The organism is Lysinibacillus telephonicus (genome assembly GCF_039654155.1).
In the GTDB taxonomy this organism is placed as follows: Bacteria; Bacillota; Bacilli; order Bacillales_A; family Planococcaceae; genus Ureibacillus; species Ureibacillus telephonicus.
In genome coordinates, this window is record NZ_CP155468.1 from 3,327,449 (window position 1) to 3,341,749 (window position 14,301).

General features: G+C 39.2%; 19 protein-coding genes and 1 pseudogene. 3 read left to right on the top strand and 17 right to left on the bottom strand.

All coding sequences use genetic code 11. From position 1 onward, the window contains the following. Window positions 1-99: 99 nt before the first annotated feature. Window positions 100-195 (bottom strand): annotated as a pseudogene (locus MKY04_RS16130) (iron-sulfur cluster assembly accessory protein); the annotation flags it as partial. A 168-nt stretch (window positions 196-363) separates the two neighbouring features. After that, the gene (locus MKY04_RS16135) at window positions 364-639 is read right to left on the bottom strand and encodes a hypothetical protein (RefSeq protein WP_346234718.1); all 276 of its coding nucleotides are present in this window, start codon (window positions 637-639) and stop codon (window positions 364-366) included. A gap of 599 nt (window positions 640-1,238) precedes the next feature. Between MKY04_RS16135 and MKY04_RS16140 the strand changes: the two genes are divergently transcribed. Then, the gene (locus MKY04_RS16140) at window positions 1,239-1,436 is read left to right on the top strand and encodes a hypothetical protein (protein WP_346234719.1); all 198 of its coding nucleotides are present in this window, start codon (window positions 1,239-1,241) and stop codon (window positions 1,434-1,436) included. A 119-nt stretch (window positions 1,437-1,555) separates the two neighbouring features. On the opposite strand, the gene MKY04_RS16145 is transcribed toward MKY04_RS16140, so the two are convergent. The 15 genes from MKY04_RS16145 to MKY04_RS16210 all read right to left on the bottom strand — a co-directional run bounded on the left by MKY04_RS16145 (window position 1,556) and on the right by MKY04_RS16210 (window position 13,153). After that, the gene (locus MKY04_RS16145; RefSeq protein WP_346234720.1) at window positions 1,556-1,726 is read right to left on the bottom strand and encodes a hypothetical protein; all 171 of its coding nucleotides are present in this window, start codon (window positions 1,724-1,726) and stop codon (window positions 1,556-1,558) included. A gap of 685 nt (window positions 1,727-2,411) precedes the next feature. Then, window positions 2,412-2,969, bottom strand: coding sequence for a phBC6A51 family helix-turn-helix protein (locus MKY04_RS16150; RefSeq protein WP_346234721.1), 558 nt, complete (start codon window positions 2,967-2,969; stop codon window positions 2,412-2,414). An 18-nt stretch (window positions 2,970-2,987) separates the two neighbouring features. After that, entirely contained in the window at window positions 2,988-4,724 is a 1,737-nt protein-coding gene (locus MKY04_RS16155) for a hypothetical protein (protein WP_346234722.1), read from the bottom strand. After that, window positions 4,721-5,020 (bottom strand): hypothetical protein, encoded by a 300-nt coding sequence (locus MKY04_RS16160; protein ID WP_346234723.1) that lies wholly within the window; start codon window positions 5,018-5,020, stop codon window positions 4,721-4,723. The genes MKY04_RS16155 and MKY04_RS16160 overlap by 4 nt, the downstream gene beginning before the upstream one ends. Window positions 5,021-5,087: 67 nt before the next feature. After that, a complete protein-coding gene (locus tag MKY04_RS16165; RefSeq protein WP_346234724.1) occupies window positions 5,088-6,713 on the bottom strand; it encodes a hypothetical protein in 1,626 nt (541 codons plus the stop codon). Beyond that, a complete protein-coding gene (locus MKY04_RS16170; RefSeq protein WP_346234725.1) occupies window positions 6,706-7,041 on the bottom strand; it encodes a hypothetical protein in 336 nt (111 codons plus the stop codon). The genes MKY04_RS16165 and MKY04_RS16170 overlap by 8 nt, the downstream gene beginning before the upstream one ends. A 229-nt stretch (window positions 7,042-7,270) precedes the next feature. Further along, window positions 7,271-7,507: a hypothetical protein gene (locus MKY04_RS16175; RefSeq protein WP_346234726.1), complete on the bottom strand. Its 237-nt coding sequence runs from the start codon at window positions 7,505-7,507 to the stop codon at window positions 7,271-7,273. Between the two features lie 12 nt (window positions 7,508-7,519). Then, entirely contained in the window at window positions 7,520-8,107 is a 588-nt protein-coding gene (locus MKY04_RS16180; protein WP_346234727.1) for a hypothetical protein, read from the bottom strand. 43 nt (window positions 8,108-8,150) lie between these two features. Then, window positions 8,151-8,936 carry a hypothetical protein gene (locus tag MKY04_RS16185; RefSeq protein WP_346234728.1) on the bottom strand — a complete coding sequence of 262 codons (786 nt, stop codon included), beginning with the start codon at window positions 8,934-8,936 and terminating at the stop codon, window positions 8,151-8,153. Beyond that, window positions 8,933-9,331 (bottom strand): hypothetical protein, encoded by a 399-nt coding sequence (locus MKY04_RS16190; RefSeq protein ID WP_346234729.1) that lies wholly within the window; start codon window positions 9,329-9,331, stop codon window positions 8,933-8,935. Before MKY04_RS16190 ends, MKY04_RS16185 begins: the two co-directional genes overlap by 4 nt. Then, complete coding sequence (locus tag MKY04_RS16195) at window positions 9,315-9,566, bottom strand: helix-turn-helix transcriptional regulator (RefSeq protein ID WP_346234730.1); 252 nt, start codon at window positions 9,564-9,566, stop codon at window positions 9,315-9,317. Before MKY04_RS16195 ends, MKY04_RS16190 begins: the two co-directional genes overlap by 17 nt. A 120-nt stretch (window positions 9,567-9,686) precedes the next feature. Then, window positions 9,687-10,511 (bottom strand): hypothetical protein, encoded by an 825-nt coding sequence (locus tag MKY04_RS16200; RefSeq protein WP_346234731.1) that lies wholly within the window; start codon window positions 10,509-10,511, stop codon window positions 9,687-9,689. 72 nt (window positions 10,512-10,583) lie between these two features. Then, the gene (locus MKY04_RS16205) at window positions 10,584-12,002 is read right to left on the bottom strand and encodes a TOTE conflict system archaeo-eukaryotic primase domain-containing protein (protein WP_346234732.1); all 1,419 of its coding nucleotides are present in this window, start codon (window positions 12,000-12,002) and stop codon (window positions 10,584-10,586) included. A gap of 1 nt (window position 12,003) precedes the next feature. Beyond that, complete coding sequence (locus MKY04_RS22290) at window positions 12,004-12,180, bottom strand: DUF5659 domain-containing protein (protein ID WP_428833885.1); 177 nt, start codon at window positions 12,178-12,180, stop codon at window positions 12,004-12,006. 763 nt (window positions 12,181-12,943) lie between these two features. Beyond that, window positions 12,944-13,153 (bottom strand): hypothetical protein, encoded by a 210-nt coding sequence (locus MKY04_RS16210; protein ID WP_346234733.1) that lies wholly within the window; start codon window positions 13,151-13,153, stop codon window positions 12,944-12,946. A gap of 108 nt (window positions 13,154-13,261) precedes the next feature. Here MKY04_RS16210 and MKY04_RS16215 point away from each other — a divergent pair, with 108 nt between their 5' ends. Next, window positions 13,262-13,495, top strand: a complete 234-nt coding sequence (locus MKY04_RS16215) for a helix-turn-helix transcriptional regulator (protein WP_346234734.1) — start codon at window positions 13,262-13,264, stop codon at window positions 13,493-13,495. A gap of 99 nt (window positions 13,496-13,594) precedes the next feature. Continuing rightward, complete coding sequence (locus MKY04_RS16220) at window positions 13,595-14,167, top strand: hypothetical protein (RefSeq protein ID WP_346234735.1); 573 nt, start codon at window positions 13,595-13,597, stop codon at window positions 14,165-14,167. Window positions 14,168-14,301 lie beyond the last annotated feature (134 nt).

A 14,301-nucleotide genomic window follows, 5' to 3' on the forward strand; every position in this document is an offset into this window, starting at 1 on the left:
AAGCTTATGCTTCAAATAAATGGGGAAACAGAATGTTTTTACTTTATAATAGTTGCCATCTACCTATAATGTCTAGCAACATTTAAATGATAACTTTAATTACTCACAAACCTCTGGCGTACCTTCAACTTTAGCCGTTCTGAAAGACGTTCCACAGCCGCAAGATGCGATGGCGTTTGGATTGTCGATGGTAAATCATGCGGTATTATACCGGAAGCATGAACGCTAGTTGTATCGTACTTTATCTCGAATTTGAATACTGTGTATTTCTAAATACTTACGTATTGATATAACGATAGATTAATAAGTTCATTATATATTCCGTAAAACTATATCGCAAGTTGTTTACGTATTATTTGTAAGTTAGCATGTGACTTTCTTTACTCTCGTAACATTCCGTTTATAAAAAGCCTTTACTGCTAAATCGCAAGCTTTGTCCTGGTTAAACTCCTTCATTCGCATAAGAACAAATTCAATAGAAGCTGCCTCATGTATATTAAGCATAGTAATGCCACTTACTGATGGAGCAAATACTGTTAAACGTTGTCGCATCTTCGAAATTATAGTATTTATCTGCCCTTCTGTTATTCCGAGATACTTCGCAAAATCTAATTTATTAATCATATCATTTTCCCACATATAACTTCCTCACTTTCCATACGAAAGAATAACGTAGGAATGTATTTTTATCAAGATAAATTGCGTCATTACTGTGTTTGTAACACGATAATAGTTCTGCTACTTTATTTACTATTATATTAATAACTTTCTACAAAACTTATTTATGACAATTTCTATACATATATACAATACCTCGAAATAAACAATCCCCTTCAATTAATCCATATTTTAGGTGCCATTATTTGAAATTTTTATCTAATATTTGTTAAAATAATTATCGTAAGGTTTCTTACAAATATGCAAAAAAAGGAGTTGGTATAATGATCACCACTTATGTGAGCTGCAAAAAAGATTTGCTTAAAGTCTGTACAAACAGACCCAATTTTATTTTCAGATCGACTTAAGTAACTTTATTTAAACAGTTTACTTTCGCAGTGTAAACTGGCCCAAATTTTCATTTTATTTATCACTCCTGCTATTTTTAACCTTACAACTGATTGAAGATAAATGTAGTTGAAGTAGACCTTTCATTTTACCTTCCTAAATATCCTGGGTAGTGCTGTTACGAAGTTATTAGTAACTACCCAGTTTAAAATATTTATAAGGAGTTAGGTAAAATGGAAAGTTTAGGGTTTACAGAAACTGCGATTTTCTTCATCACATCTGTTTTTTTATTTTTCTTAGGTATTCACGGTGTTCCATTTTTTAAATGGATTTACACAATTATTTCAAAAGTGAATGCTACTACTTTTGGTACAATTTGTACCTGGCTTCTTGCTATTATAATAATTTTCATTCAATGGAAATTTATGTGACAAAAGCCGAACAGAAACTAAGAGGACGCTCTACATAGTTTCCGAAAAATGGGAAGGGACGCCTTCCCATTTTTTGTTATATAAAAAGTAACTACCTCTTGAGATTTTGCAAATCATCTTTAGTTATCCGTCATTTCTAAGTAATATTCCGTCGCTTTCAGTTCTTCATACGTTAAATAAAATACGCTAACATTACCGCCTTGACTCACTCTAACTTCGTATAATTCATCGCTCACTTGCGTTATTTCTAACCAGTTATCGTCATCTAATTGCATATTAACGGATTTCATGCGCGATCACCTCGTATAAGTTATCGGTTATCTATATTAGCTAATAAACGTGTACGTTTTTTAACCTAATAACTATATATATTACTTTGGGAGTAATTAATAATGGTTTAATCAGTGTTAATAGTGTGTAGGCGCGCAATTGGACGATTGACTACCGCCTTAAAAATGAATTATATTTTGTATAGGACGTAGATTAGCGATATCATGTCGGGTACGCTTGGGGATTTTGCGCTCGATTCAACGATGAATAAGACGTTAATAAATATACGAAATTTACTTCCGATAATAAATAATTATGTAAACTAAAACTCCCCCGAAACCCTACCACTCCGCCATTCATTCATTCACCCTTCCGTTACCATTATACGCTATTTTATACACAACGCACAAACGTAGTAATTTCGCATAGTTTCGTTTTAGAAGTGATACAGACTGTAACAGACCGGATGTATAAAATAGTGCATATAATTCGGTCAAATTTCCGTACTCACCCCCTATTTTCTAGCGCGCTCCGTCCGTCCGTCTTGCAGCCGATGTATTCGGCAGATATACATTCACTTACCACTATATTAATATGAATTATCCGCTATTGTCCGCTATATACGGACATATGTACGCTCTTATAACGCAAAAAAAGACGGACACACAAGCGGAATTACTCGCTCATATGCCCGTTAATATCGTTCTATTTTGTTTTATCTTCGTCTGATTCATCGGTTTGCCCTTCGATAATATCACCTTGTTGCGCAATGATCCGTTGAATGTCCGCATCACTAACCGTTTGTATTGGTTGCGCTTGTTGTACGTTGATGTTATGATTCTGCGACTTACTATACACTCCGCCAATTTCTAGTATCATTTCAATTGCTCGTATTGACGGTGTACCAGTAATACTACCGTCGGCAAGTTGATGTAATCGCGTAATTGCCATCGGAATACTTGACGCAGCACTCATTGAAACAGCATCCTTAACGAAGCGTTGAAACTCCGGCAATGCTCGATATTTAATCAGCGTATCCTCGTCAATGCCGAGTTCTGCAGCGATTTGTTTATATGGCTTACGCTTTGCTCCCTTTTTCTTTAGCGTCATATCGTTAATCATAACCGCTTGTGCGGCCTTTAATTGTAGCGGTGTTAAATCGTAATTGCTAACGTCCGGTAAAGGCGGTTGTATAAATGTTTCCGCCTCTAATACCGTAGCTGGCTCGTATTGTTCTTCTAATCGTTCTAATTCGTTTGCCATTCGTTTCTCCTCCCCAAATTATAGCCATGCCGGCTTGTCGATAATTCTAGCTGTTCTCTTTTTGGCGCTACTAAACGCCATCTCAATCGCATCGAGTACGTCTACAACGCCGTTCGGATAATCTTGTAATTCGCGATAAACTTCCTTGTGTGCTTCGTTTAATATTAACGCTTTATTAGCAAGCGGAACCTCGAGCGATTCGATACGGCTTGCTTTCGACTTCGTTCCGTGCGTTTTAATCGTTTCAAGGCGCGTATGATGAATACTGTTATGACGCATAGAATCGGCTAATTGATCGGCATAAGCACGGTAAGCGCCGATACCCTCTACGACAACTTTATCCGGTCGATACTCCGTTAAGCGTGGCAAGATTTCCATAATAAACTCGGACGGTACCTGTCGGCTTGCATATACGTCAATGACAAAAATCAATGCGCTTTCGCGATGTCGTCCTAGCGTTACATATGCGTTAAGTGCTGAACGCTTATTACCTGCTAGGGCAGGATCCCAACACGACACCTTATCCATATCGCGCAAGTAATAATACTTCCCGTTATATTCGATAGCATCCAGGTGATATTGTCCGTCGAAAACGCGTCGACCATATGCGTATTCCTCCGGACTGAAATGCTGCTCGTCGCTTGCATACGATTGATTCATATATTCCGATGCAAAGGCGCGACTGCCGATTGACGCTTTAACGTCCATTAATTGACGATATGTCCAACGGTTGCTCCACGCTAATTCAACACCCGATTCTAATTCCGCTTTATGTTGCTCGTAGAAATCGTCTAATTCTGCGTCAGTTGCTTCGCTAGTATATAAATGCAAATAATCGGACCATAAGTACGGATTGTCCGGCTCGTTAATAATCGCGGAATGGAATACTTGCTTATAATCGCGTCGATCAAGTAAGTGCGCGAGTAATCCCGTAGCTGTTACTTTTGTACCTACGAATACTATTACGCCGTCTGCTGATGGTAAAGGCTCGACAGTACTATTCCACCAATGTATTAGCTTTTGGCGTTGTTCTTCCGTCGCTTCGTTATTTAATGACGATAAATCATCGCAGATTAAAAGCGTCGGTCGAATCCCATTGAACGTTTTACCACGTAGCGATTTCCCCGCCGAACTAGCCTCTACGAGCTGTTTATTCGTAGTAATGAACGTATCTTCGTTGTCTCGCTCATTCTTATTCGATTGAACGTATAATAGCTCGCCGAAGTCCTCGCGTAGCTTATCGTTATACTTTAATTGATTCGCTATCGACGCTACTAAACGTTTAGCAAGCGTATCAGTTTCAGAGATAATCAGAATGTAATCGTCGTGACCGTATGCCAGCGAGTGTAACGCTTTAATCGTCGATATAATCGAACTTTTTGCATGCCCCCTGGGTGCTGCGATAACAAAACGTTTATCTTTGCGCTTTGTGATTTGGTCGCAGACATTGTACATATCGCGATGGATGGGTGCCAGTTCGTTAATCGTTTCATGCGGTTTATCATCGCTAAAATGACGGATAATATTGCCCGCTTGATTGTTCGGATTGCGTTCGTCTGAAAAGTATTCATATGCGAAGTGTGCTACGTCGTTTTCGCCCTTAATTAGCGATTCTAAGCGTTGCTTTTCACGGTCCATTGATACGAGTTGTAGCTGTTCTTGTCGTGTTAATTTTCCTTTGCTCGCTTTAACTGCAAGAACACGAATTGCCTTTTTTAAGTCTCTTAATCTTCGTCTTTTATCGTTCATATTCAATTATTAATCACCGACTTTTCATCAAATTTAATCAGCAAATCCGCTGTTTCATTTACCACTTCTAATGCCGTTTGCTTATTCGATATTGTACGATTCTTTAAATAAGCTATCGTTGCATACGCTAGTTTGCTCGTTGATTGCGCTAATTCCGCAAGGTTGCCCCTTTTTTCAGTCTCGAGTAGCATTGCGTAAAATTCCAACTCCGAGATTAGAGCGTCCTTTTGTTCGTCAGTAATAGTCGGGTAGTTAACGTACATTGCGCAAGCTAGTGCCGTCCGTTTAATTGCGTTTAACATTTAATCGCCTTCCCTTCCGTAATATAAAAGCAACACCTGTATTGAGTGCTGCTCGTTTGTTAATTATTTAGGATTGAAAGCCACGCTGATATGCTTTACTTTCAAGTTTATTCGCTAGTAAGGTTGCTATAGCGTCAATATCGCTATCTTTACGTACTTCCATCTTTGCAATATTAATTACTGGCGCTGACATACCGGATTTGCCTTCACGCCATGCCTTCGCCTCTTGCGCCGGTAATACCGCTTCGCCTTTGTGCAAGTCCGCTTTCCAATTGTTTTTTGGAACGTAATCAATACCGTGATAACGACTGCTTCGTGATTTTTCCTGTTCAGTTTTTCTGCTGGCATAGTCCGATTTTATACGTTCATTCGCACGTTCTAAAGTGGCTGGTGCGCCGAATAAAAAGTCGACTACACGACCTAATTCCGATTCTTTTGCTGATGTTTTAATTCCTTCCAGTACGCCTTCTCCCAGCGAAGCCCCTAAGCTCGCTCCAAGTTCGAAGAATCCTTTTGAATTGTTAAGAACTCCTATCAGTAATTGAGTTACTTCCTTCCCAAAGTCCATGATTTTCTTCTGACCAGACTTTTCATACCATTCGCGTAATTTATCCGCAATATCTGAAACGATGAAATCTACTTTTCCGGTAAGTGTCGTTTTCTTTTGAAACTCCGGATCGTTCGTTAAATTCGTAAGCCAATCGTATATTTTAATCGCGCCATTTGACAGTCCTGTTACGATACTATCAATCGCTTTACCGCCCCACTGTGCGAACTTCTGCATCGGCTCGCCTTCTAAACGGTCAAGAGCGTTGTTTAAGAAATTGCTGACGGCATCCAGTGAAGGCTCCCCCATGTCGCGCAAAACGATTGCCATACGCTCTTTTACTTGCGCCCACATGCCGAGAGATGTTCCGCCCATATCTTCGATTACTTTCGTAGTAAGACCGATTTTATTGAAATACTCGTCTAATTCGGTCAATTGCTTATCGAGTGAGAGGTTTTTAATCTCGTTCATAGCATCTCGAGACATCTCAAAACGCTCAACCATCGATACGGAGTCTCCGCTAAATAATTCTCGTAAAGCTAATACGGCACCATCTAGCCCTTGTGCTGGGTCAATCGCTACTAAACGTTCCGCTAAATCCCACATTTTTTCAAGCTGTTTAACGTCTTTTGACGCTGTTATAAACGCTTTTGAATTCGCGTACATTCCTTGCGAATCTAGTACCGGCGATTCGATCGCTACCCTATCAAGCATTTTCATATATTGTTCCGCTAACTTTTTGTCGTTGAACATTGCTCCGATAACTACTTGCGACTGCTCCATCTTCATCGCCTCGCCGACCGTTGCATTAAAGATTTTAACGGAAGCATATGCGCCGGCAGCCGCAGTTCCAATCGCTGCAATTCCGACTGCTGCCGGATTCAAGAACGATACTAAACTTTGCATGTTGCCGGAGAGTCCTCCGAGATTGCCCGATAGCTTATTCGAGTTTTTCGACATACTTGCGAATCTTCCGTTAGCTTCACGTAGGCGTCCGTTAGAGTCGACGAATGTACGATTGACTTTCCGCATTGATTGCTCTAGTTTTTTACTCGCTCTTTCAGCGTTATCAAATGCTCTTGTTGCCTTACTCATCGGCTTAGAAAAGTCGTCGTTAAGACGTAATTTTGCGACTAAATCAATCATTTGTATTCACTCTCTTTTCAAATTCCTTTTGCAGCATTTCCGCTATCTTTCCAGCTGCCATAAATTCACTAGCCATCTGCTTACGTGCCTCTTTATCGTCACCTTTTGCGTACTCAATCCCGGCATTTAATGCGTTTAATACGTGTTGTGCATAATGTTTCAATTCGTTATCTTCTCCGATTATTTGAAGTAACGGAAGTCTAAACGATTCTAAACTCTGAATGTATAAACCATTTACTCGACCTTTTCTTTTTTCAACTTCAAAAATACGACGCGCTATTTCAGTAATTCTCATCATTTGTTGTTGTGTGTTCGATGTTCTTTCCATTTCTCTGCCCCTTTCTTTTAAATAAATTACCCGCCCGATTTTCCAGGTCGAGCGAGCGTTTGGAGGAATGTCGACATTATCCAAAATCTAATCGTTGGCGGGGCGTTTTACCCCATAAATATAAAAAGGCAACGTTAACTAAAATCGTTACCTTTACGTGAAAAAAGCGTCAACGGACGGGCATTGACGCTATAATCTTATTTACTTCGCAATATGTGATTCTTGTAGATTAGATAGATTCTTTTTCAATAACTGTCGGGGTATCGCCCCAAACAGCAATAATAGCATTCACTTGTGCTTGAGGTAGTTCTGCAATGATTTGTTCTCTTCCTCTCGCGCTATTCAAATATGCTCTTCTCCACGGCTGTCCAATAGGGTATTCTTGACCCATGTACTCCATATATGATTGTTTTTTCACACTTACACTTTCTTGAGTTAAATTATCTAAAGTATATTTTTCTATCATTCTTAATTCCTCCTAATTTGTAATATATGTTCCTGTTAAATTAATTTCTGCATTATTAGTTACTTCGGTATCTTGCAAGGTTGTCCAATAACCACCATCTGATAAAAAATAAAAAGTTCCTCTGTCGGATTCATAGTTTGTAGTGAATATAAGTTGCTTTTTATCTCCAAAAATAATTCCAGCTATATGACTTAATGAGAATGACTTATTTGCGCCTTTACTAAAGAATGGTAGGCCAGAGACAGACACATTACCGAGTAGTCCGCCTTTATTAGAAATCGTAATATTTATATTGACATAAACCAAGTTCCCTATTTTGTAATATTCACCTGATTGTGTAGTATAAGTTGGATTGCCTGTTATCGTTTCCCCTAGTAAAACTGGCGTGAAATTTCCTGACTCTACTTTCAACCCATGAGCACCTTCTGCGTCAGTCACTAACTCTGCTAAATGTCCGTTAACTTCCGTTTGTAACGCCCCAAAACCACCATCAATTTTATCCCAGTTATCGTTCATCATCGTCTTAATATTAAACGTATCACCCGCATCAGCTACCGGGTCTTTCTTTAATAAATCTAAATTCGGCGTATAACTCGCCATAATATCGCCTCCAATTTTTATTTTGAATTAAAAAAGGCGGATTTTACTCCGCCGATGGTTGTTCTTGTTTCATTACATTTGTACCTTCCATTCCTGCAAATGTTTGTACTTCGCCATTTAAGATGCCTAACGCAATATCCGGAGTATTAATGTGACTTGTAATACTACCGATAGCCGCCTTAATTGTATTAGTGGCTGGTAAGCCTTCACGGAATAACTTAACATTTTCACCGTCCGCAAAGTACGATAATACTTCGTCCGCTTTTACGACTTCCGGTGTAGTTGCTTTTTCAACAACTCGATCATAGACTCGACTTAATGACGTTCGATGAATCGGGTTAGGGTCGATTGTAGTTACCGATTGGATTAATGATGGAAATACCTCTTGTAATTTCGAAGCATAGTAAGGCTCGTCATATTTTTGCTGAAACGCATTAATCGCTTGAATTGCTGTCTCGGGATTTGAGTTAAGCATGATTGATGTTTGTAACTGCGTTAATTCTTTTTCAAATAGTTTCACATCAACTTCGTTTGAAGGTGGCTTAATGGCATCTGTTTTTAATTTCTTCGCTAATTGAGTTGCTTCTTCAGCTTTCTTTATATATTCCGCTTTTTGCTTTTGCACTTCTTTCATAACATCTTTAGCGAGTTCTTTTTGTAATACTTCAAGTTTTGACTTTACACCATGCGGAGATAAATCACGGTCAGCATATATCTTAGCACTTTCTGTAGCGTAAACTTCTTTTAATTCAGTCGCTAATTGCACTGAAAATTTTGATTTGATTTGATGTCCTTCATTTAATAATTGAGATAATTTTTCCATTGTCATTTCCATTTCTCCCTTTTCTCATTAATTAGTTTGATACCTTTTTGTTCAAGTGACTTACGCATTCTAGCCGCATTAGGCCGCTTGTCCATTAAAATTTCGTTAATTAGATAACCTACGTTCGTCGAAATTACCTTTAAATTAATACCGTGAGGTAACTCGTCAACAAACGCTCTAAATGACTCATAGAACGCTTTAGCCTTCGTACAATCGTCGTATTCGTCACAAATCGTAATAACTTCTTTTAAATTGTCGTACTGTATCGTTACGACTGTAGTTCGTTTAACGTCTACGAATATTTTTACTTCGTGCGTTTGCTTTGTTATTACGTCTTGTACTGATTTAAGCCAGCTATCATCATGTTTTAATCTGTCCGCTGCGTTAATCCTGCGTGCCATTAATAGCCTCCATTTCATACTCGTATTTTTCTAATCGCTTACGTTGTTCTACGAAATCAAAAAACGTGTCATCCAAGTCAAATACCAACATCACCTTCGCTTTTAGTTTTTGAGTGATAAATTCCGCGTTTTCAGCACTTGTAACGGTTGCAGGTGTAACTCCGATTCGCTTTGCGAATTCTCGAACTGTTAAACCGTGAGCCATTCGCATATCACGTACTAGGTTGTTTTGCATTGTGATCAACTCCTTGTTTTAAATTGTTATAGTTAGTGATGATTTGTTTGAGTATTGGTAAAAGAAAAAGCCGATGATTAGCTATTTCACCGGCTCTAATTAGTTGGAAATTAGGTATCGCTAAATATTGACTTTTATAGGGGTTTTACCCTTATTTTTTCTAGTTTTTTCAGCATTTCGTTGATGCCAACAAGGGCTGTATTTTGTTGCGACATAACATATACTATCACCAGCCTTAACCGGGATATATTTCACCGTTAAGTCACATACCTCCAAACGCTTATCACGTGCGTAGAAAGGTTCGTTACACATCTTGCAAACTTTTATATTCTCTTTCTTCAAGCCTTTTATCTTCCGTACAATCTCACGGGCATTACCGCCATATATTGACTGTAAATATTTCGCCTCATTAAATGGATCTGCTTTCAAGTTGTCAATAACTTCCGTAATTTGCTCGACCGTGACGTGATATTTGATAGTCGGTAGCACTTGTTGTTCTGCAAGGTCATCGTATGAAATCGTGTTCGGTGGTTGTTGTTCCTCGTCATCGTCTAACTCATGGAAATTCACCTCACGTTTCTGTCTACTCTTACGACGGTGGTATTCCTGTTCTTCCGTATACGACGGATAAGGCTTATACTTCTCCAAATCTGTATCATTGACTGCTGCGATAAAATCCCCTAAAATATCGTATATATTAGTTTTTCTAAAACTTGTCGTTTTGTAATAAGCGGGATGATATACGCTGATGTCTGGTAAACTGTACGCGTAAACTCCCCATAGCTCTAGCTGCTCGTCAATGAACTCTTGCGCCAACAAGATTCGTTTATCGTCGGAGTAGCTTTTTCTTTTTGGATAATGTTCGAACCAAAAGGCTCTTATATCTTTTTCTACTTGCGAAGCGTTTGCCGTTTTTGTTGTTTGTTTTGTCGTTTTTGTAGTCATCTAACCTCTCCTTAAATGTACGTTTTTTAACCTAATAACTATATATATTACTTTAGGATGGTATAACGGCTATTAACGAGACCAACGGTTATTGAACTCTCGTCTACCGACCGTTCCTTTTATCTCCGCAGAATCACAAAGCAGAAGTGCAACGTCGACGAGATTATCAGCCGGCAATACCTCAACGCTTTGCTCGTTCGCTTTCGGTTTTTCAATCAAAATTCGGTATCGATTCGGCTTATATAGCGGTCGTCCTAATTCTCGGCTGCGTCCTTTATCTATCTCGCGCTTCCGTACATATTCGATAAATCCGACTTCCACTAGCTTTTTAATTGCGCTTGAGACCGTCGGCTTAGATGCGCCGATCATTCGCATTGCGGTATTCATCGTTAGATAAAACGTTGAGCCGTAGCGCTTTGATGTGACTAACATCGCATAAGCTAATTGCTTTTGGCGGAAGGTACCGACATTTAGAACGGCGAGTATTTCCGACCTATAAATCGTGATAGGCATGTCCGCATTTCCTAGCTGATAATTACGTTCGTATGCGTATTTAACGATTCTTTCTGCCTCGCTTTGCCATAACTCCGGTGTACTATTCTTACTGAAATATTCGCGTGGCGTATTCCATAACGTTTCCATAATGATTCCTACAGCATCGTCTTGGTCGTAGCCTTGCGAGTTGCAAAAAGCAGCAAGTAATACGGTCGTTTCATGCCGGGTATTACTTCGCAATAATTGTCCGGCCGTTAATATTTCTGTTACTTTTTCGAACGCTTGCGACTCTGATACAACGGTCACATTGACGTTAGTACGCTCTTTGATTTCCTTAAATTCCGCTTCCTGTTCAGCCGTTAAGTCGATAAGGGCGTCTAATATTAGCGAGTGGTCCATCGGCTCCACAGCGTCTAAATAGTCCAGGGATTCGATAGGCTCTAGTGTATAGCGATCCACAAACCAACAACGCGCACCCGTCTTTTGGTGTATTCCTAACGGTAGCTTTACCGCTTGTCTGTACGTTGGACGAAATTCAACTTTATTGCTCGGCAAGTCTGCTGTTGCGATAACTCGTTGATAAAATGCGATGGCATCGTCGGCTTTGATTGGCTCGTCGAAGAATAAATCGATGTGATAACCTTTATTTCCGCTGAATGAAACATGAATATCATGTGAGCGTATATTAAACTCCGATTCTAGTACGTCTATTAATTTAAGTGTCGCCCATTTCGCCATCGGTTGATCATCCGCATAATCTACGTCAAAGGTTATAAACTTATTGACAGTGTTTCCGTTAAAAACTCCGTAGGTCTCCTCGCCGTCTAAATGAAGTTGGAGCATCCAGTCGCTTAGAGTAAGGGCGTTAGAATGTTCGAACCTATTAAACGTCGAGTATTGATCACCTTTTTGCTTGATGTACTTTTTGCGGGTAGTAATATACAGTTCGTTAAGTTTTTGGATAGTTTTGTCGTTCTTTTTCTGTCGTTTAGCCATTTCATCGCTCCTCTACCTTTGATAACTCTGCTAGTCTTTGGTCGAAAAATTCGTTCCGTTCGAATACGAAAACCAACTTTCCCGCCCTTTTGCTCGATGTGTCTACGTCTACTAACTTGCAACCTTGCGAAAGTAATGTGCGTGCGACACTCAAACTCAAAATGCACTTTGTTTCCATATAAAGTCCTCCCGTTTTGAATTATTATCTATGTCAACGCCGATTGCTCGACCGAATTACCTCTCATACTTTAATAAGTGGACTAAAACATTCTGATTTGTAACAGCTGGTCTGAAAAACTTCTCCTACTAAACTTATATACACAAAATCTCAATTTCGGTCGGTATCTCGATAAATTTATCCCCCTACTTATAAATCCCGAAAAAATAGAACGATCTGGACTATTTCGGTCAAATAATTGTGACAAAACTGTGAACTTTAATAAAATTGCGGTATTAAAAAAAGGCAAAGCGCTACTAAACGCCTTGCATCCGTAGCAAACTCCGCCAAAAGTTCGCTTTACATTAATTTATATTTATCGTAAAATATGGTTAAGACTACGCTGCAACGTAGCCTCAACCTTACGCCATGCACGGCAATGCACAACGCTTATAACAAGATGCTTCACGGTCAATCGCGCGCTTAACCGCTACGCATGAACAGCACTTGCAAGAATACCGTCCACCAACGTCCGCCAAAACGTTGGCTTTTTTATTTCCCGTCCACGATCATGTGCCGGATGACCGCCCCTCTATCATTCTACTATCTTTATTTTTTCCGTCCGCTCTGTCTCACACGAGTAATCTAAATAGACTGTTGTTAATCTGAACGCTTGCAACCGTTCCTGGTGTCGTTGGACAAGCGGAATCCGTCCGCCTGCCCCCGCTATTTCTTGGCCTCTGCCTCATTGTAGCGTGTACCTCACCACGCGTAAGAATACCGTTTAATTAACCGTTAAATAGATTAGTAGAGTTACCGTTAAGCCGAAAATAATTGCTCCGTAGAAGTACGGTCGTATCTCGTCTGATTCTTCACTATCATCGAAAAAATATCCGTCTACCTTTTCCGCAGCTTGCGTTAATAATTGAATATATCCCTTTGTTAATTCGCGTGCTATATTCCGCTTTTTAATCGTTAGTGCTATTTGTTTCATATTTAGGCCTCCTTTTTTAATATTTGGTACGTATACGAGTACCACTTCTGATATTATTATATGGTACGCTTATGCGTAACGTCAAGTGGAAAATGGGAGGAATTTTTAATGGCTAAACGAGTAGTAGTTAAAATCGATTATCTGATAAAAGAGTATAAGGTTGGTTCATTGAGAAAACTAGCGGAGAAGTGCGATATAAGACACGCAGCACTAAGTGAATTAAGTAACGGAAAAAGAAGAAATATTAATTTTGGACATATTGAAAGGATCGCGGAAACGTTAGGAATTGATGATATTACCGAGATTATAGAGTTAGTGGATATAGATGATGACAAAGCGTAGCCCTTTTAATTTGGGCTTTTTTATTTTTTCTACACTTTTGACTGCTGAAATAGTTTCATATATTATTGTGTTAAATTATGGTAAAGGTGGTAATAGTATATGAAACATTTGAACTTATACTTCTTCGGATGTATAATCGCTGGAATTTTCGTCATTAGTGGTTGTCAATCCCAACAATTTAACACACCTGCATCAGAAGAACAAACAGTAACCATCGATGCACAGCCGACAGAAGATGACGAACCAGTAATTGAAGAAAAGCCTCAAATAGTCTTAGAAGATGAATCTCAAACAGAAGAAGCGGCTGTCAACGAAACAACGCCTATCGACGAAGCAACCGCAAACGAGCGCTATAAACTCGATTCAGACATGGACCAATATCCGCAAGGGAAATTCGAATTTAAAGACGGTACTACCGTAACAGCTGCGTACATGAATTACTTGGAAGGCGAAACGTTTTACTATGCGTCTGCAGTCTTTGAAAAGGGTAAATTAGTGAAAGTACAACTTGAATTAAAAGAAAACGTAAGTAAGGACGATGTGCTAGCTGAATGGGGATTACCAGCAGAAGTTCGCTATGACGAAAGTAGTTTCAATAATGTCGTCGATATTATCGTTAACGAACGTTTTGCTGATGAAAATATTCAGCGATTACCTAGCGAATGGGAGTAAAAAAGAGGCGCTATTGCTACTTTATTAGGGCATGGCGTTTTTTTTTATATCCGAGTAAAGTAATAAACGCTCGACAACCGGTAATTTTTACGGGTCGTTGGCGTTTAATCAAATATAAAAAAGACCAAGAAATA